Source organism: Pseudoalteromonas sp. A757 (assembly GCF_004103285.1).
GTDB lineage: Bacteria > Pseudomonadota > Gammaproteobacteria > Enterobacterales > Alteromonadaceae > Pseudoalteromonas > Pseudoalteromonas galatheae.
Window position 1 is genome coordinate 161,249 of the sequence record NZ_QNQN01000071.1, and the last position, 17,734, is coordinate 178,982.

At 43.7% G+C, this 17,734-nt stretch carries 17 protein-coding genes; 7 read left to right on the plus strand and 10 right to left on the minus strand.

Annotation, left to right across the window (positions count from 1 at the left end; translation table 11 throughout):
- Nucleotides 1-10 precede the first annotated feature (10 nt).
- Nucleotides 11-1,873 (plus strand): TonB-dependent receptor, encoded by a 1,863-nt coding sequence (locus tag DRB05_RS14980; RefSeq protein ID WP_128727657.1) that lies wholly within the window; start codon nucleotides 11-13, stop codon nucleotides 1,871-1,873.
- Between the two features lie 386 nt (nucleotides 1,874-2,259).
- On the opposite strand, the gene msrA is transcribed toward DRB05_RS14980, so the two are convergent.
- The 3 genes from msrA to DRB05_RS14995 are packed head-to-tail and all read right to left on the minus strand — an operon-like array spanning nucleotide 2,260 to nucleotide 6,950.
- Nucleotides 2,260-2,796, minus strand: a complete 537-nt coding sequence (gene msrA / locus DRB05_RS14985; RefSeq protein WP_193521908.1) for a peptide-methionine (S)-S-oxide reductase MsrA — start codon at nucleotides 2,794-2,796, stop codon at nucleotides 2,260-2,262.
- Complete coding sequence (locus DRB05_RS14990; protein WP_128727659.1) at nucleotides 2,793-5,891, minus strand: efflux RND transporter permease subunit; 3,099 nt, start codon at nucleotides 5,889-5,891, stop codon at nucleotides 2,793-2,795. The genes msrA and DRB05_RS14990 overlap by 4 nt, the downstream gene beginning before the upstream one ends.
- 6 nt (nucleotides 5,892-5,897) lie before the next feature.
- Nucleotides 5,898-6,950: an efflux RND transporter periplasmic adaptor subunit gene (locus tag DRB05_RS14995; RefSeq protein WP_128727660.1), complete on the minus strand. Its 1,053-nt coding sequence runs from the start codon at nucleotides 6,948-6,950 to the stop codon at nucleotides 5,898-5,900.
- A gap of 228 nt (nucleotides 6,951-7,178) precedes the next feature.
- On the opposite strand from DRB05_RS14995, the gene DRB05_RS15000 reads away from it, so the two are divergent.
- The 5 genes from DRB05_RS15000 to DRB05_RS15020 all read left to right on the plus strand — a co-directional run bounded on the left by DRB05_RS15000 (nucleotide 7,179) and on the right by DRB05_RS15020 (nucleotide 11,403).
- A complete protein-coding gene (locus DRB05_RS15000; protein WP_128727661.1) occupies nucleotides 7,179-7,883 on the plus strand; it encodes a DUF2982 domain-containing protein in 705 nt (234 codons plus the stop codon).
- Nucleotides 7,884-7,905: 22 nt separating this feature from the next.
- Nucleotides 7,906-8,238, plus strand: a complete 333-nt coding sequence (locus DRB05_RS15005; protein WP_102057579.1) for a hypothetical protein — start codon at nucleotides 7,906-7,908, stop codon at nucleotides 8,236-8,238.
- Nucleotides 8,239-8,253: 15 nt separating this feature from the next.
- Entirely contained in the window at nucleotides 8,254-9,939 is a 1,686-nt protein-coding gene (locus DRB05_RS15010) for a DUF1566 domain-containing protein (RefSeq protein ID WP_128727662.1), read from the plus strand.
- A 10-nt stretch (nucleotides 9,940-9,949) separates the two neighbouring features.
- The gene (locus DRB05_RS15015) at nucleotides 9,950-10,453 is read left to right on the plus strand and encodes a DUF1566 domain-containing protein (protein WP_128727663.1); all 504 of its coding nucleotides are present in this window, start codon (nucleotides 9,950-9,952) and stop codon (nucleotides 10,451-10,453) included.
- A 179-nt stretch (nucleotides 10,454-10,632) separates the two neighbouring features.
- Nucleotides 10,633-11,403 (plus strand): YggN family protein, encoded by a 771-nt coding sequence (locus tag DRB05_RS15020; RefSeq protein WP_128727664.1) that lies wholly within the window; start codon nucleotides 10,633-10,635, stop codon nucleotides 11,401-11,403.
- Here the strand turns inward: DRB05_RS15020 and DRB05_RS15025 are convergent.
- The 7 genes from DRB05_RS15025 to DRB05_RS15055 form a co-directional block, all read right to left on the minus strand.
- Nucleotides 11,398-12,231, minus strand: coding sequence for an amidohydrolase family protein (locus DRB05_RS15025; RefSeq protein ID WP_128727665.1), 834 nt, complete (start codon nucleotides 12,229-12,231; stop codon nucleotides 11,398-11,400). The two genes, DRB05_RS15020 and DRB05_RS15025, sit on opposite strands and share 6 nt — an antisense overlap.
- A gap of 14 nt (nucleotides 12,232-12,245) precedes the next feature.
- Entirely contained in the window at nucleotides 12,246-12,974 is a 729-nt protein-coding gene (locus DRB05_RS15030; RefSeq protein ID WP_128727746.1) for an SDR family oxidoreductase, read from the minus strand.
- Nucleotides 12,975-12,976: 2 nt separating this feature from the next.
- On the minus strand, nucleotides 12,977-13,465 hold the full coding sequence (locus tag DRB05_RS15035; RefSeq protein ID WP_128727666.1) for a peptidylprolyl isomerase: 489 nt from the start codon (nucleotides 13,463-13,465) through the stop codon (nucleotides 12,977-12,979).
- Between the two features lie 101 nt (nucleotides 13,466-13,566).
- The gene (locus DRB05_RS15040) at nucleotides 13,567-14,982 is read right to left on the minus strand and encodes a LysM peptidoglycan-binding domain-containing protein (RefSeq protein WP_128727667.1); all 1,416 of its coding nucleotides are present in this window, start codon (nucleotides 14,980-14,982) and stop codon (nucleotides 13,567-13,569) included.
- Nucleotides 14,983-15,090: 108 nt separating this feature from the next.
- Nucleotides 15,091-16,071, minus strand: a complete 981-nt coding sequence (locus tag DRB05_RS15045; RefSeq protein ID WP_128727668.1) for a hypothetical protein — start codon at nucleotides 16,069-16,071, stop codon at nucleotides 15,091-15,093.
- The gene (locus tag DRB05_RS15050; protein WP_128727669.1) at nucleotides 16,071-16,355 is read right to left on the minus strand and encodes a cell division protein ZapA; all 285 of its coding nucleotides are present in this window, start codon (nucleotides 16,353-16,355) and stop codon (nucleotides 16,071-16,073) included. Before DRB05_RS15050 ends, DRB05_RS15045 begins: the two co-directional genes overlap by 1 nt.
- On the minus strand, nucleotides 16,355-16,582 hold the full coding sequence (locus tag DRB05_RS15055; RefSeq protein WP_045964864.1) for a hypothetical protein: 228 nt from the start codon (nucleotides 16,580-16,582) through the stop codon (nucleotides 16,355-16,357). The genes DRB05_RS15050 and DRB05_RS15055 overlap by 1 nt, the downstream gene beginning before the upstream one ends.
- Nucleotides 16,583-16,816: 234 nt before the next feature.
- On the opposite strand from DRB05_RS15055, the gene rlmJ reads away from it, so the two are divergent.
- The gene (gene rlmJ, locus DRB05_RS15060) at nucleotides 16,817-17,659 is read left to right on the plus strand and encodes a 23S rRNA (adenine(2030)-N(6))-methyltransferase RlmJ (protein WP_128727670.1); all 843 of its coding nucleotides are present in this window, start codon (nucleotides 16,817-16,819) and stop codon (nucleotides 17,657-17,659) included.
- Nucleotides 17,660-17,734: the final 75 nt, after the last annotated feature.

Consider the following 17,734-nt stretch of genomic DNA (forward strand, 5'->3'; position numbering starts at 1 on the left):
AGGGGAAACCATGTTAAATAAAACTGCTCTAAGCGCGGCGATAGCGACGGCGCTCTCTTTTTCAGCATTTGCTGATCAAAATATTGAACATATCACTGTTACTGCCAATAAATTTGAACAATCTCTAGAAAGCGCATTGTCCGCGATTACGGTTATAGATCGTGCTGAAATTGAAAAAAGCAATGTTCAAGATGTCGTATCGTTACTCGATAATGTCGCTGGTATTCAAGCGGTTAGAAACGGTGGCTTTGGCCAAAGCGTGAGTTTATTCCTACGTGGTAATGACGCTAAGCATACGCTAGTGTTAATCGATGGGGTTCGAGTGACGGATGCAAACTCCGGTGACAATTCGCTTACTAACTTACCACTTAATAGCATCGAAAGGATTGAGATCATTCGTGGTGCCAAAGCTGCGATTTATGGTTCAGATGCCATTGCTGGCGTGATTAATATTATTAGTCGTGAAGGGAATAATAATACTATCGCGCTTACGACTGGGAGTAACAATTACTCCAAGACCGAGGCGACGGTAAATTACAAAAAAGACAAGTTTAGTATTGCCGCTAATGCGGGTTACACTCATACCGATGGCTATGATGTGATTGAGAAAGACCCTGAAGCTGCAATCACAAAAAACCATGACCGTGATGGATATTATAACGGTAATGCCGGTTTAAATGTGCAGTATGGTGATGAAGAAAGTGGCATTTTTAGCTTACGTTCACAGTACAGTGAAGGAGAGGGGGAGTATGACTCTTTTGGTAGTGATGCTTACCGTTTCCATAACTACACCAATAAGTTGGCGTGGAAAAGACGTACTGATAAGTTTAGCCAAAGTGCGTCATACAGCTTAGGTAAGGAACAAAACGTTCAAATCGGTAATAGTGCTGACGATAATGCTTATGTCACCAAACGCAGCCAATTTGAATATCAGTCGCAATATAGTTTAACTGAAGCTTTGATCTTCACAGGTAACTTTACCTTTCTAAATGAAGATGTTGGTGATTCTACCGCCTCTTTTTCAGAGCCTGAGCGTGATAACTTATCTTTAGCACTCGGTGGGTTTTACAACGATGAAAATTGGCTGGCAGAGGTTGTACTGAGAACGGATGATTATGATTTTCATGGTCGTGCAAACACCTACACGGTTGCTGTAGGCAAGCAAATCATGGATGGCCTGAGTGTTAAGTTGAATCATGGTACAGCCTTTAGAGCACCTTCTTTGTCACAGGCGTTTGTGATTGATAGTCCTTACTATCTGCCTAACCCCAATATTAAGCCGGAAGAAGCCACTAATAACGAAATTATTGTCACATGGAGCGGCGAGAACTTCCGTGTGGAAGCTGCGGTATACGATAACCGTATAACCGATAAAATCGTTTATCAGCAAAATGATAAATGGAAATACATCCCTTACAATATTCAGCGCGCTGACTTTGAAGGTGCTGATCTTTCTGTTGAAATTGAAGACAACTTTGGTATCGAGCATACGGTAAATGCGAGCTATGTGAGTGCTAAAGACGCTGATACCGATAAGCAATTACAGCGCAGAGCGAGACGAACCTTAACTTATTCAGTCAGTAAAGAATGGGAAAATGTCGACGCAACACTGACCTTAGTCCATAGAGGTAATCGCGATGATAACGTATGGGGAGCTGAAGGTGCATATACAGTGACTTTGCCGTCATATACGCTGTTTAACTTAGCTGCTAACTATACGTTTTTCGACGGATTCAAGTTAAATGGCCGGATTGAAAACTTAACCGATAAGCGTTATTTCAATGCCACAGCGGGCGAAGCAAAAGATGGCTCTTTACTGGGCTACAAGCCACTAGGTAGACAAGCCTACGTTGGTGTGAGCTACAGCTTCTAATGCGTTAACTGCTTTTCAATACCCAGAGTGATCCATCATGAGTAATGGATCACTTTTCTTATTTATCATTTAGTTGCATTACATTTTTAACTGGCGTTCTGCCTTATGTGCGGTTGATAATAGATTTGATTTGTATTATTACTGCCTTAAACCGACCTCGAGTTATATTAACAACGAAAATATCACCATTAAAGGTAAGTATGATGTGCGTATCCAGCAGCTTGAGTTAGATCCTTTAATTTCTAGCTTTAAGCCTGTGGTGACGACAAAAGTGAGTTGCCGTGGATCTTCGATTTAATAGATACCTTAAGACCTAGTAATTTTGCTATACCTATGTTGCCGTAAGTCATAAGCCGAACGCAATCTATTGCGTTCGGCACACAAGTTTAGTGCTTTAAATTTGCCGCAAAATGGCTTTCAAACTTTGCAATTTTAGGGGCGATCATCACACTACAATAGCCTTGATTTGGGTTTTCAGTGTAATAATCTTGGTGATAGTGCTCGGCAGGATAAAATTCAGGCGCCGGGCTAACCTCAGTCACTATTTTTTCACTCAGCTGGCTTTGAAGCTGCGCAATACAATCTTGAGTTTGTTGCTGTTGCTGCTGGTCATGATAAAACACCACACTGCGGTACTGAGTACCAATGTCGTTGCCTTGGCGATTCAACTGCGTTGGATCATGCAGGGTAAAAAACATATTAAGCAAAGTATCAAAGCTGACAATATCGGCATCAAATTGCAGTTGGACTACCTCAGCATGGCCACTGTCTCCCCGACATATCATTTGATAGGTGGGATTATCTGTGTGGCCACCTGCGTAACCTGACTGCACTGACTCAACACCATTGACGCGGCGAAATGCCGCATCAATACACCAAAAACAGCCACCACCAAAAGTTGCGGTTTGTAAATTTGCCATTATACCTCCTGCTCAGGATGTTGTTTCGACTGCTCCTCAAGACGTTTTGTCGTCTCTTCTGGAGATTGCGTCTTCTTAGCTAATAAAGTATAGGCGGTTGGGATAACAAACAAGGTTAAAATGGTGGCAACACTGACACCGGCAAAAATCACAACACCGATCACCATGCGGCTTTCGAACCCAGGACCTGTTGCAAACACAAGTGGGATCGAGCTCATCACGGTCGTTAGCGAGGTCATAATAATAGGTCTTAATCGCTGCGCTGCAGCATCAACAATGGCTTGTTCGAAGGCGATGCCTTTGTCACGTAATTGGTTAGCAAATTCCACGATTAAGATACCGTTTTTGGCACTAAGGCCAATTAACATAACAATACCAATCTGGCTATAAATATTTAGTGTACTGTCGGTAATAAACAATCCATACATCGCACCAACTAAACCCAGCGGTACGGTGAGCATGATAACCAGTGGATGAACAAAGCTTTCAAATTGTGCGGCTAGTACTAAGAAAGTAACGGTGAGCGCCAGAATAAACACATAGGTCATCGCTGACGCGCCTTCATAAAACAGCTGTGACTCGCCTTTATAGTCGATGGCGCCGTCGATATCATTCTCTTCGGCGGCAACTTTATTTAAAAAGTCGAGCGCTTGCTCCAGTGTATAGTCGCCAGCGAGGTTTGCCGTGATAGTTATCGCGCGCATACGGTTGTAGCGGTTTAATCGAGAAGCTGTGGCTTCTTCTTTTATGGTGATCAAACTGTCTAATGGCACGAGCTCATCGCTACGAGATTTCACATAAATATCAGAAATATTATCTGGGGCAGAGAAGTCGGCTTTGGTGCCTTTTAAGATCACATCGTATTCTTCACCGCGGTCAATAAAGGTGGTAACACGACGTTGTCCCAGCATGGTTTCTAGCGTTTGCCCGATGGCACTTACCGACACGCCTAAGTCTGCGGCTTTGGTTTTATCAATGCTTATCAAAAACTGTGGGAAGGTTTCTTTGTAATCGTGATCAAGACGTACCAGTCCTTTATTTTCACGTGCACGTTCTAGAATGCGATCGCGCCATGCAGCCAGCTCATCGTAGTCGTTGCCTTGTAGGACAAACTCAATAGGGCGCGAGTTACCGCCACCACCAATACCACGGCGCATAATCGCAAAGGCGCGAATATCTGTAACATCTTGCATTTTGCCGCTTATCTCATCCATGACTTCCCAAGTAGAGCGTTTACGCTCATCCCAGTCTGGCATGCCGATAATAGCAACACCACCTTGACCACCCCAGCCTGGCACACGAATAAGCACGCGGCTAAGTTCCTCTGAGTCTACATAAGGAAGCAGTCGCTCTTCAATTTTTGCCATATTTTGCGAGTTGTTTTCGTAGCTTGCCCCTTCTGGACCATTCATCATGACGAAGAAAGTACCACGGTCTTCTTTTGGTGTCAGTTCAGATGGGATCTGTTTAAATAGGCTATAGCTGGTAAAGCCCGCCAGTGCCAACATCACAATCAGGCTGTATTTACGCGATAAGTTGTCTTGTAAAACACGACGATAACCTTGCTCTAGTCGTCCAAATTGGCGATCCATCCACTGACTAAAGCGGTTTTCTTTATTGCTAGGTTTCAATACTTTGGAGCAAAGGGCTGGAGACAAAGTCAACGCGGTAATACTGGAAAACAGCACTGCAGCACTTACTGCAAAGGCAAACTCGGTAAATAGGGCACCAATACGACCATCCATAAAGACTAAGGGAATAAACACGGCAACCAAAACCAGCGTTGTCGCAATGATGGCAAAGCCTACTTCACGCGCGCCACGGTATGCCGCCAGTAACTTGGGTTCACCAAGCTCGATGCGGCGGTAGATATTTTCTAGCATCACAATGGCGTCATCGACTACAAGGCCGATGGCAAGCACAAGTGCAAGCAGCGTCAGCAAGTTGATGGAATACCCCATGGCCAGCAAGAACATAAAGGTTGCAATTAAGGCTACCGGCACCGTAACTGCGGGGATAAGCGTAGCGCGGATATTGCCAAGGAAGATGTAGATAACGAGTACTACCAAAGCCATGGCAATCGCAAGTGTGCTATATACTTCAGCAATGGACTCACGGATAAAAATAGAAGAATCGTAGCTGTCTTGTATAGTGGTACCTTGGGGTAGGTTGCGTTTGATTTTTTCAAGCTCTTTACGGGCGTTGTCGACCACTTCTAGCGTATTGGCTTTAGCTTGCTTTACAACGCCAAGGCCAATCATATTTTTACCATTACCACGGAAGGTACTTTCGTCATCAGCGGCTTCAAGTATTACCTGCGCAACTTCACCAAGTCGCACCAAATAGCCTTGTTCGCCACGCTTAATCACTAGGTTGTCAAAGTCTTCTTGAGTTTTATAGCTTCTGGCAATACGAACAGAAAAGTCACGGTCAATAGATTCAATTTCACCAGCCGGTAATTCTACGTTCTCTCTACGTAGCACTTGCTCAATATCACTACTGGTGATCCCACGGGCGGCCATCGCTTTTCGGTCTAGCCAAATCTTCATGGCGTATTGACGCTCACCGCCAATTCGTACATTCGATACGCCATCCACAACCGCCAGACGGTCAACGATAAAGCGCTGGGCGTAGTCTGAAAGCTGCAAAGTATCCATGGTTTCACTGTTAAGTACAAACCAAGCAATAGGGCTTTCGTCGCTGTTTGACTTAGATACCTCTGGTGGCCTGACTTGTTCTGGCAATCTATCCAGCGCGCGCGAAACGCGCTCACGAACATCATTTGCAGCCGCGTCGATATCGCGATCTATATTAAATTCGATAGTGATATTTGAGCTGCCATTACGGCTACTGGAGTTTATACTTTTAATACCTTCGATCCCCGAAATTCGGTTTTCCAGTATTTGGGTGATCTTCGTTTCTACAACCTCAGCTGAAGCGCCCGTATAGTTAGTGCTTACACTGACTATTGGGGTTTCAATATCTGGGTATTCGCGTAGTGGTAGCATAGAAAATGCCACTAAGCCAAATGTTAGCAACAGTAAATTAATAACGATCGCGAAGATCGGGCGTTTAACCGCCGTATCAGTGATTCTCACGTCGCCTTACCCCTTTACTTCAACTTTTGAGCCTGAGCGGATCTTCAGGGTGCCTTCCGTGATCACTTGTTGTCCCTCTGTAAGCCCTTCGTCGATAGCTACCCAGCCGCTAAAGCGAGTTTGCAGGTGGACTTCACGTTGTTGTGCTTTACCTTGGTCATCAATTACAAATACAAAATGCTTATCTTGTCTTGGAATAATGCTTTTTTCTGGCACCACAAGGGCTTGTAATCGAGCCAATTCAAGTCCCATGTGTAACAGCATACCTGGGCGGAGTTTATGGTCTAGATTGGTGAAACTTGCTGTTACTCGTACCGAACGCGTTTGTTCATTAATTCTCGGGTCAATATGAGAGACCTTACCGGTAAATAGTTGATCTGGGTAAGCTTCACTTTGAGCGTTTACTTGCATACCAAGTTGTAGTTGCGCTAGGTATTTTTCTGGTACCTGAAAATCCACTTTGATGATGCTAATGTCATCGAGTGTGGTGATCACAGTATTGTTGTTTACGAAGCTACCAATGGAAACGTTTCGAGTACCCAATAATCCATCGAATGGCGCATAGATGGTCATCTCAGCGAGTTTTGTTTTGGTGGCTTCTAATCGTGCCGTTAAGGTGTCTACCTTTGCTGATTGCGCTTCTAGTTGAGAGCGAGCCGCCGATTGAGTTTTTGCAAGGTCTTTAAGGCGGTTTAGTTGTCTGATTTCTTCTTTTAGCGTCACTTTCAGCGCTTCGATATCGAGCTTCTCTTCGGCATCACGCAACTGCACTAGCTTATCGCCTTTTTTTACTACATCCCCATCATCGAAAAAGAGGGCCGCCACATAGTCGCTTTGGGCGCTACTCACGTTGATTGCTTGATTTGCTCTGGCGGAACCAATAGAGTGAACAGCAATAATACGTTCTTCTTTGGTTACGGTATGAGCCTGAACGGAGGTTACGGGTGCAGAGTTGCCACTCATTTTGCCTTCCGAGGCTGGTAAATATAAATAGCCGCTGATAACGACTAGCACTACAATGATAAAAGGAAACAGTGCTTTCCCTGATTGATGACGCATAAAAGTGACCCAGATTATAATTTGTCTCTAGTTTACAAAATTAAAGGCTAACAAAGTCGACGGCATATCCTGTAAATTTGTGCATTAAACGAAAATGTAATTCAATTTAAGCGTTTGTACCTAAATTAAATATTATGAAAAGCAATCATCCATGTAAACGATGCATCACAATACGTAAATTAGTCGCATGGACGATCATCATGTACATCTTTTATGTCTGGTATACCTATGCTTGAAGCAAAACTACGTGCAACTGCCGATAGAAATGGCATTGAATTTATGCTGGTTGGTGCAATTGGTTTGGTTGTGATCATGCTGTTTGTCAACTTGCGTGGTACAGCTATCACCATTGTTGAAATATTTCTTGCCAGCGCTATGTTAGTAGCTATTTTTGTTGGTTTCCTTAAAAGTCAGCAACCATATTTTAGTTTACACTTTACAGAACAAGAGTTTAGGTATGTGCATAAGTATGGAGCTTGGCCGCTATCCGTTGTAAACTTCCACTCTAGTGGCATTCCAAAAGTTCAACAAGGTGTTGAAACACTTGAGTTAAATGCAGTTGGTATTAAACTTAATGATATTGATGCATTTTTATTAAATTTAACACCTCGGCTTGCAGGTAAATTATTGATCGAGCAGCGGCATATTTTTTTACAAGCTGTTAAAATGCATTGCGAAAATGGCAACTGCCCATCTGAATGGTTGATAGAAGAAACCATTTTTCGCTCCAAGGCGGGAAAAGAATATACTGGTTTAATGGCAATGTTTGCAAACCGGATGGATAATTTAAAGACAGTGACGGGATACGACTTGCTGATCCCCGCCACTGCCTTAGACAGGGATATTTGGCAATTTTCAGTCATGTTAAACCGCTGGAAACTTAACCCTAGAGAGGTGGTAAAAGCATTGCTAGAAGAACAAACCACCTATTGAAGATGTAACAGGATACACCAATATGAGCTTAGAAACGGCCTATATTAAAAGCGGGCGTAATACCATTATTCACAAAGAGAAAAAGTTAGATCTTGTGATTGTTAATGGTGAAGCACACCCGAAAATCAAGGTGACTGCAAACGGTTTGGTGCCTTTTAAGGAAGAGCTGCCTAGAAATCGCAGAGAAGCCAAAGAGCGTTATTTAGAGGTTGTTCACGTTTCGAGTATTGATGTGTTTGGTGAAGTGAAACGGTTGTTGTTTATTCAGGCGTTAGACGGTCGAGAATACAAGGTAGATTATAGCAAAGTTGGCACTAAGTTGTTTGTGCGGATACATCAAGAAAGTTATCTATAGTTTATAAGGAATAATATGAATGCATTCAAGGGAAGTTTGGTTGTACTTGCGCTAATTTTAACAGGTTGTGGCGGAGGCTCTGGGAGTGATGAACCGAGCCAAGTCAGCGCATCAGTTAATGCGGGTGCTGATATCCAAGTGACCGAAAAAACGGAAGTTACCTTGAATGCACAAGCATCACCTGCAGGCGGTACCTTTAACTGGCAAGTTATCTCTGGTGCAAACGTCAGTGAATTCCCAATCACGGAGCAACAAGCCGCTTTTGTTGCGCCGGATATCAAAGCTGATGTCAATTTACTTATTCAGGTTGATTATGTAGCGCCTGATGGCAGCCTTGCTAGCGATCAAGTAACGGTTGCGGTAAAGTCTAACAATCAATTACCTAAACCAAGCATTAGCCAAACAGCGCCGGAAACACTGCCAGCCAAATATAAAGATACTATTGTCCTAAGTGGCGCTGGCTCTTCCGATCCTGACGAAAATGGCCAAGTGGTTGCATATCAATGGCAGCAAGTAAGTGGCCCTGCGACAATACAGCCTACAGGGTTAAATACGGCTACTGTGTCTTTTATACATCCCTTGTTGGCTGTCTCTCAGCCGTCAATCTGGCAGTTGACGGTTACCGATGATGAAGGTGGACAAGCTAGTACCCAATTTACCCTTGGGTTACTTGAGAATTCGAATGTGGTAGTGGCAGATGCAGGAAGTGATCAGCAAGTGCAAGAGTTTGACGAGGTAACGCTCGATGGCTCAAACAGCGATACTGTATCTGGCCAGAAACAATGTTTATGGCGACAAGTGACATCGGGTACTCAGGTAGCATTAAGTTCTACTACTGGGTGTTCAACAACCTTTAATGCTCCCGATCAAAATATTTTATCGCAAATGGAATTTGAGCTCACTGTTACTGACTCACAAAATCGCTCGGCTACCGATACAGTACGCATTGATATCGAGAAAAAGCCATTAGGCAAACTAAACGACAGTGGCCAAACCACGTGTTATAACAATACGGATGTGATCACCTGTAGCATGACGCAGTTTACGGCTCAAGATGCGCAGCGTGGACGTGATTATTTTGCCACTCAGGTGGCGAAAGAGGGCAGTGGTCGAGCTGGGTTTGACTTCACCAAACTAAATCGCTTTGCAGATGAGTTGCCTGATGACGCCACTGACTTTGCTTGTGTTCGTGATAACGTCACAGGGCTTATTTGGGAAGTGAAAGAAGCAAGTGCAGGTACATTACCAAATACTTCTTCTCGCAATGCACAAAATAGTTATACCTGGTATGTTGAGGTAGATGGAACGGTTGCTGAGGGGAGTGTTCAGGCCGCAGCAAATACGATCTGCCCACAGGATAATCACTGTGGTATTCAAGCTTTGATTGATGAGGTGAACAACCCCGCAGTTGGAGAGCAAAGTTACTGTGGCGGTAACAATTGGCGCTTACCAACTTATATGGAACTACTTGGGCTATTAGATTACGGCAGTACAGGCACTGCGGTGATAGATGAAGCGTTTTTCCCTAATTTACCTAGTGCAGCCACACTTGGCCATCGTTATTTCTGGACTTTGCAGTCAAGCTTAGATGGGACTGGCGGCACGCTTAGAAGGGCTTATGTTATTGACATGGATACTGGCAATGATTTTGCCGTAGAAAAGTCTAGCAGCGCATTTGTTAGGTTAGTAAGAAACCCCTAGGGAGCGTCGTATGAAGATCATTGCAATTACATTATTTACCTCGTCACTCGCTGCTGTCTGCCAAGCGCAAACTTGCGTCGGTACAGGCTCCAATACCAGTCGCTATACGGTAAATAGCAATGGCACAGTGCTTGATAGCCAAACTGGATTAATGTGGCAGCGCTGCAACTTTGGGCAAAGTTATAACGCTACTTCTCAAAGCTGTGAAGACAACGCTCAGCAACTGACTTGGCGGCAGGCATTAGTGGTTGCCAACGAAGACCAGTTTGCAGGGTTTACCGACTGGCAAGTGCCTAACGTTAAAGAGCTTGCTAGTATTGTGTACCATGAATGCGTCACTCCAGCGATAAATATAACGATATTTCCAACGACCAAAAGTAATAATTACTGGTCTGCAACAACCCAAGCAGGGCAACCTCAGTTCGCTTGGGTGTATCAGTTTGCTGATGGTAAAAATAATCCAACCATTAAAACTGCGGATGCTTTTGTCAGGTTAGTGAGGTACTACCAATAGACCTTATTAGTAGTATTGCTACTGCTTTTGATCTTCATGCGTATGGATCTTTAATATTACCAGCCAGACATAGCTTGTTACTTTCATCTGTCTAAAATGGCTTTGGGATTGTTTGATCTTTTGGTACTCTCCTGAAGCATCCCTTTTTCCCGTCTTACATTCTGCATATAGGAGGCCATATGAATCGATTACTCAGCGCGATAGCCTTGTTTTGTGCTGTATTGACGTCTCCTGTACACGCTAAAAATAAGTGCGATGTTGAACTTGGTCACGGCCTCATCATTACGGATAACGAAATTCGTATCGTTGATGATGGTCAAACCCGAATTCAAATCAACAATGATAGTCAGCTTTTTATTTTAGGCCGCTGGATTGAGTTAGATCAGGAAGGGGAGGAAGTTGTGCGCGAGTATTCTATAGGAATACGGGATACCGTTCCTGAGCTGGTTAATCTGGCGACCGATGGCGTAAACCTTGGGTTGAGTGCGATTGAGCAAGTGGTTGAGGGGATGTCTGACAAAGAACCTGAAGTGCTCAAAACGCAGTTGCAATACGTTGAACGTGCGTTGATGGATAAGTTTAAGCGTGGAGATGATTTCTTTTTTATCGCACCACAGTCACTTTCTAAAATTGATGATTTTTTTACTAAAGAGATCAGCCAAAAAATTCACTCTGCTGTTCATGGTTCGTTGGGCTCCATTTTAGTCTCTTTAGGGGATGCGTTTAAATCTCGCGAAGGGAATATCGAAGACCGTATTAACGATATGGGACAACGGATGGAGATTATTTCGAAAGAGATAGATAAATCCCTGCAGAAAAAAGCCCATCAATTAGAAGAGAAAGCGGCGGAATATTGCGAGTGCTTAAACACCTTAGATCAAACGGAAGAAAAACTGCAGCGCATAGTACCTGAGCTAGTTGCTTACGATCTTGTCCAGATCCGCTCATAATCCATAACAACTTTTTGCATTGTCTCGGCTGAGCTTATGCCAAGTTGACGATATACCTATCACGTCTAAAAAACCCTGCCATATTTGCCAATAGCTTTTTTGCATAAGAGAAACTGGATAATTTGAACCCAGCATTAGGCTCTCTTCTCCAGCATGTGTTATTAAGTGAGTAAGCCACTCAGAGAGCGTTAGTGGGCTTGCTAACATTTCGAGGCCAGAGCACTTGATCATGACGTTGTTAAGCGCTCCAATGCGCCTTAATATATCTGTACAAGGGCTGGTGGCGTCAATAAACCCCGCATGGTTAAATACGATTTTAAGGTCAGCCTCTTGCTCGGCAAGTCGTAATAAAAGGTCGACTTTTTCGCTTTGCTTAAATTCTAATTGCGCCTCAAAGTGTAGTCCATGCTCGGCAAGATAGGTGAGATTTTCGTGCACGAAAGGTGCGGATAAACGTTGGCTGTCACTGCCCTCGGTGATGTCTCTTATCGCCACGAGATGAGGGTGTGTTAAACCCGTTATGGCAGCGCTAAATTGCTCAGGCGTAGCGTTAATTGGTGCGTAACCCACGGCTTTAAAAGGAAAGCTTCCTAATTCTTGATTTAACCAGTGTAACTCGTTGATGGGGTGTTGATTATCAAAGCCAGCTTCCATATGGACTAAGGCTTCGAGTGTAAACTGTGAATGTTGGGGTAGACTAGTGAGGCTATGGTTCTGTCTTATTTTTTCCAGGTTAGGCCAAGCGGGTGGGTTGTGCTTGAGCCAAGAATATTGTCCTAACGTTAAATCGAAAAAGTGTAGGTGGCTATCAATAATTCTCAGGCTCATCAAGTATTTCCTTTTTACTGTGCGGTATAACCACCATCAATACTCTGTAGGCTACCTGTAATAAAACTCGCATCCTCACTCAGTAAGAAAGCGACCAACGCTGCAACCTCTTGCGGTTGCCCTAATCTACCCAAAGGCTGCAACTGAGCTTCTTCTGCAACGATTTCTGCTTTATCAGCGCCGCTGCGAGCGCAATAATTGTCAATGGCACGATGGAATAACGGAGTTTCAATTGTGCCAGGACATACTGCATTCGCGCGAATGTTAAATTTGGCGTAATCCAATGCTGTGGTTTTCGCCATCGAAGCAAGCGCACATTTAGACAGGTTATAAGCGAAGGAGTTAGGTTTACCAATAACTGCCTGATCCGAAGACATCAATACAATGCTACCGCTACCTTGTGATTTCATGCTTGGTAATACGGCTTGAATGGCAGCGTAAGCACCTTTGACATTCAATGCAAAAAGGGCGTCGAGTGTGGCTTCGTCGGTATCTTCGATTGTTGCACTCAGATGTTTCCCCGCGTTTGAAACAAGCGCATCTATTTGCTCTGCCTCTGAGACAATATCTGCAATTGTTGCTTTTACATCGGCGACTTTGCTGACGTCACAATGACGAAAAATGCCTTGTTCACTGGGCTGAATATCGAGGTTATAAACAGTGTACTGTTGCGATAGCAGCTTGTTGACAATGGCGGCGCCAATGCCAAAGCTGCCGCCGGTAACGATGGCAACTTTATTCATCATTAGTGTCCGCAGCCGCCAGCAGCATGCACGTGACCATGTGAAATTTCTTCTGCAGTTGCTTCGCGTACAGAAAGGATCTCAACATTAAAGGTTAATGTTTTGCCTGCAAATGGGTGGTTTAAGTCACAATCGGCATTGAAGCGTCCTACTTTTACTACCTTTACTTGATGACGACCTTGGTTTGAATCGACAATAGCAGTCATGCCTGGCTTCCAAACTTTGCTGTCACCAAGACCTTGAAGGTGCTTAATAGGAATACGCTGTACTAAACCTTCTTGATATTCACCATAGCCTTGCTCTGGTGTTAGAGTTACCGTAAAGCTATCGCCACCGGTTTTACCTTCAAGTTCACTTTCAAGACCTGGTAGCATGCCTTCAGTGCCGTGCAGGTAGTTTAGTGGCTCGCCTTCTTTGCTTGACTCAATTTGGCTGTCACCTTCGTGAAGTGTGTAGTGAAACTCTACCACTGTATTCTTTGCAATTTGCATAAGTAAACCTTAAATAAATAGTATTCGGTGATGCCATTTAGCATCCACCTGTAAAGCGTGTAGTTTACGTGAGTGCGCTTCTTGGACGCAAGCCTATCCAATTAATTTGGGCTTTCACTTTGTTTTGGCTTGCCATAGCGCAGTATGGATTGGATAGCTTCAACGCTAGAGATGGATGAACTAGCTGGATGAGTCTTATTGCTTTTTGGCGCAGCGGGTGCCGGTAAAAACACCATTAGTACCTTGCCTGGTTTTAATAGGGTTTGTGCAGTGAGTGAATTCCAATTTAATAAGTCTTTTACCGCGACCTTGTAGTGACGGCTGATAGTCCACAATGACTCGCCTTGTTTTATGGTGTGGTGATGTTCCACTTGAGGTATGGGTTTGGCTTTTATTTCTTGAATATAAGGGCTTACGTCGTAGTCGACGAGTAAATCTAATTGCTCATTACTCTCTGATACTAATAGTTTTTCACCGACTCGGATTAAATCGGAAGTCTTATTGTTTAGTGCTTTTAGTGCATTTACGCTCATCCCCGCATTTAATGCGATGCGGTAGAGTGTGTCATTAGCTTTGACAGTGTAGCCTTGGCTGAAGTTCTCCCTGAAAAATGCACTTTTCAATAATGCTTGCTCGGATAATGGTAATAACACTTTGTGCGGCCCGTTTGGAGAGCTTCTATGTTTTAAGATCCCTTGATTGAGTGCGTATAGTTGACGCTTTTTGATACCACTGAGTTTAGCCAGTTGGTTGACGTCAAATTGCTGCCCAATATCAAGTATCGACGTAGTGGCTTTGTTGGGCAAACTTGGTATTTTAAAACCCCTGGGTGAGGTTTTTAGTAAGTGGCTGAGTGCTAAGAGTTTAGGTACGTAGTCAGCGGTTTCTTTTGGTAATGTTAAATGCCAAAAGTGGGTCGACTTTCCTGCTTTTCTATTTTTTGCGATGGCTTTTTTGACGCGCCCTTCACCGCTATTGTAGGCCGCAAGCGCATGTAACCAGTCGCCATCAAAGCGTTCATGCAAATACAGTAAATAATCAAGCGCAGCGTCGGTCGATGCTAACACATCCTGTCGACCGTCATACCATTCGTCTTTCTTTATGCCGAAATGGTAGGCAGTGGCATCCACAAGCTGCCAAACTCCCACCGCATTTTGTTGCGATTTGGCTTTTGGCCTAAAGTCGCTTTCGACAAATGGGAGCAATGCGATTTCAATTGGAAGGCCTTTTCGCTCGACCTTTTTTACTACGTGATAAAAATAAGGGGCGGCACGCCTATTTACCACATTGAGGTAATTAGGCTGTGATAAATACCATTTTATGCGCTTATTTAGCCTTGGGTGGGATGTAGTATTAAAACTGAGCTTTTGGCGTATGTGTTGCCATAAATCATCGTCTCTGAGAGGGGCTTTAACGGTAGTGACTTTGGATGGCTTTGCCTTGACTAAAGCGGGAGGCGAGACTGGTTTTTCTGCGGGCACTTGAGTGAGAGCCGACAAAATGGCTTGCCTGCTCACCTGTGGACTGCTGCTGCTTTTACAACCAGCGAGCATAGCTAATAATATTAACCCACTCAGTTGTATTAATACTCTGTTCATCCCTTAACTATACCGAGAGGTTAAGTTTTATTCAAAATTTCTTTGCTGCTGAAAGTGTTGCCACTGTAATAACGCGCGTTGCTGCATGTGTTTATCTGGATATAGAATACTTATTTTTTCAACCACTTGCTGAGTGTCTTGTAACTCTAATAAAGCCAAAAATTGTGCTGGAGTGAGCAGCATTTCTGATCGATAGGGTTTTCCTGTTGCGGGTAATATCCAATCAAGTGCATAGCGATTAAAGTGCGTAATCGCTTGCTGCCACTGTGTAGTATGCGGTAAATGCGCAAGTGGGATCTGATCCACGCTATAACCTGCTATCAACCCCCGGTATTTTGGCAGGTAAACACTGATGTCATGACCGCTAAATCCCGTGACTTGAGTAAGCTCAACCACCAAACCTCCTAGCTTCACAGCTTTAGGAGCGTTACCTATGGCTTTACTCGATGGGGCTTGTGAGGCGAGCTTGGACCATGTTGCAATCCTGCTTTTTGCCAATGTAAGTTTAGCTTGCCACTTTGGTTGTTCACTTGCCTCCAGAGATGTGATTCGCTTGTCACTTAACGCTACGCTTTGGCCAAAAAGCTCAAGTTGTGAGTGAAAGGCTGCCTTCAATTCGGTAGCTGATATTGCCGTTGGGCTTAGCCATTGCATATTGGGATAAGCATGTTTGAGTAACACAACGCTGGTGTCTTGTTTGATATCTGAATGCAAAGACACTACGTAACAAAGAGGAACAGTTAGGCGCTTTTTTAGTTCAATAATTAAGGCTTCAGAGGTGACAAGGTCGCCATGTATGGATGCCAGTAGCGCACACTGCTTGCCAATAATAAGAGCTTGGTTGGGCTGCAAAGCACGATTTTTTCCTTGGATAAAATAAACCGCATCATTGACTTTGTGGAACTGGTTTAAGCTGGCGGCGATACTTTGAAAACTCACCGCCATTAAAATAATAGCCCAAATTAGAGAGGTGCTACGTAAGATAGTTTTGCTCCGGTATTTAGGCATTATTCGCCTGCTGGCAGCACTAACTTGTCGATGAGCGTGGAAACGAACTCTGCGTCTTGCTGTTGCTTTGCTTCCAATGCTTGTAAATCATGACAAAGGTGTAGGGCTGCGAGTAGTAATGCATTGTGATCATTGCGAACGGTTGAGCGTTTACGCATTTCTTCTACCCGTCGGTCTAAAAGCGCTACGGCACTATGCAGCGCTTCTTCTTGATCTGGCGCACATGCAAATTGATGTGACTTGCCAAGTAACGTCACTGTCACTTGGTTATTCTGCTCAGACATTAGCTAGCCTGTTGTGTTTGCAACTTATCAAGTAGGCCAGACAAAGATGAACTAAATTCTTTTTGCTTTTCTTCGCTTTCTAGCATTTCAAGCTGTAGGGTTTCATTTTCATCGATGAGTTTTTGATTTTGTTCTTTCAGTGCCGAAACTTCCGTTTTTAATTGGTTATTTTGGCTCAAAAGTTGGTCAATCAACTGGTCGAGTTTTTGGAGATCTTGGTTATTCATTAATGCGCTCATATGACTGTGATTTGTCATGCAAATGTAAAACAAAGCGGCTAAGGATGCTAGTGTTTACGCGACTTTCTGCTGATTTTTCTCAACTTTTAAGAGATAATGCCGATATTGGAATATTTTGTTCAGAAGTGATTCAGTCTAAAGTTAAAAATTGATGAATCATTGCTCAAATTTAGCTCAGGTTTATTTCACCTGTGTTGTTATTATTTTTATCAAGGCGGGGTTATGCTCAGTTACCGACATTCTTTTCATGCAGGAAACCCTGCCGATGTGATCAAACATTTAGTATTGGCAGAAGCTTTGTCATACATGGCTAAAAAAGATAAGCCATATGATTACGTGGATACGCACTCTGGCGCTGGTTTTTTTGAGCTAGCGAGCAGTGATGCACAAAAAACTCAGGAGTATCTGCAAGGCATCGCTAAGCTGTGGAATTATTCGGGATCCGTGTCGGCAATTAGCGATTATGTGGCATTAATAAAGTCATTTAACGAGGATGATAAATTAAGCCATTATCCTGGTTCTCCTAAGGTGGCGGAGCATTTCTTACGCCGTCAAGATAATGGCTGGTTTTTTGAGCTACACCCAAAAGATCTAGAGCTGTTAAAGCAAAATACGGCACATAAAAAGTCACTACGCGTCACTGGGAGTGACGGTTTTAAAGGACTATTAGGATTGGTGCCACCAGCTTCGCGTAGAGCCTGCGTGCTAATGGACCCTCCTTATGAGATCAAATCCGATTATGATGTTGCGGTCAAAAGCATCATAAAAGCGCACAAAAAGTTTGATTCCGGCGTCTATATGATCTGGTATCCCGTTGTTGACCGTGAACGTATTGATACCATGGAGTCGAGCCTGATTGAATCTGGAATACGTAATATTCAAGTGTTTGAACTTGCTACCCGCGCAGATACTCAAGAGCGAGGCATGACGGCTTCTGGAATGATAGTGATCAATCCGCCTTGGACCTTAAAGAAAACCATGGATAAAGTGTTGCCTGAGCTGGTTTCGTTACTGGCTGAGGATGATGGTGCGTTTTATCGCAGCATTCAATTAGTAGAAGAATAGTAAAAATAAACTGCTAAGCTATCTAGGGCCTGTTTACCTTTCAAGTTTGTTTTTGCAGCAGTTTGATTGGTATTT

What these genes read in the sequence shown, in the direction of transcription:
- rlmJ (WP_128727670.1), top strand. Translation starts at nt 16,817, where the DNA reads ATGCTCAGTTACCGACATTCTTTTCATGCAGGAAACCCTGCCGATGTG.
- DRB05_RS15025 (WP_128727665.1), bottom strand. Translation starts at nt 12,231, where the DNA reads ATGAGCCTGAGAATTATTGATAGCCACCTACACTTTTTCGATTTAACG.
- DRB05_RS15000 (WP_128727661.1), top strand. Translation starts at nt 7,179, where the DNA reads ATGCTTGAAGCAAAACTACGTGCAACTGCCGATAGAAATGGCATTGAA.
- DRB05_RS15055 (WP_045964864.1), bottom strand. Translation starts at nt 16,582, where the DNA reads ATGAATAACCAAGATCTCCAAAAACTCGACCAGTTGATTGACCAACTT.
- DRB05_RS15015 (WP_128727663.1), top strand. Translation starts at nt 9,950, where the DNA reads ATGAAGATCATTGCAATTACATTATTTACCTCGTCACTCGCTGCTGTC.
- DRB05_RS15050 (WP_128727669.1), bottom strand. Translation starts at nt 16,355, where the DNA reads ATGTCTGAGCAGAATAACCAAGTGACAGTGACGTTACTTGGCAAGTCA.
- DRB05_RS14980 (WP_128727657.1), top strand. Translation starts at nt 11, where the DNA reads ATGTTAAATAAAACTGCTCTAAGCGCGGCGATAGCGACGGCGCTCTCT.
- DRB05_RS14995 (WP_128727660.1), bottom strand. Translation starts at nt 6,950, where the DNA reads ATGCGTCATCAATCAGGGAAAGCACTGTTTCCTTTTATCATTGTAGTG.
- DRB05_RS15020 (WP_128727664.1), top strand. Translation starts at nt 10,633, where the DNA reads ATGAATCGATTACTCAGCGCGATAGCCTTGTTTTGTGCTGTATTGACG.
- DRB05_RS15010 (WP_128727662.1), top strand. Translation starts at nt 8,254, where the DNA reads ATGAATGCATTCAAGGGAAGTTTGGTTGTACTTGCGCTAATTTTAACA.
- DRB05_RS15030 (WP_128727746.1), bottom strand. Translation starts at nt 12,974, where the DNA reads ATGAATAAAGTTGCCATCGTTACCGGCGGCAGCTTTGGCATTGGCGCC.
- DRB05_RS15035 (WP_128727666.1), bottom strand. Translation starts at nt 13,465, where the DNA reads ATGCAAATTGCAAAGAATACAGTGGTAGAGTTTCACTACACACTTCAC.
- DRB05_RS15045 (WP_128727668.1), bottom strand. Translation starts at nt 16,071, where the DNA reads ATGCCTAAATACCGGAGCAAAACTATCTTACGTAGCACCTCTCTAATT.
- DRB05_RS15005 (WP_102057579.1), top strand. Translation starts at nt 7,906, where the DNA reads ATGAGCTTAGAAACGGCCTATATTAAAAGCGGGCGTAATACCATTATT.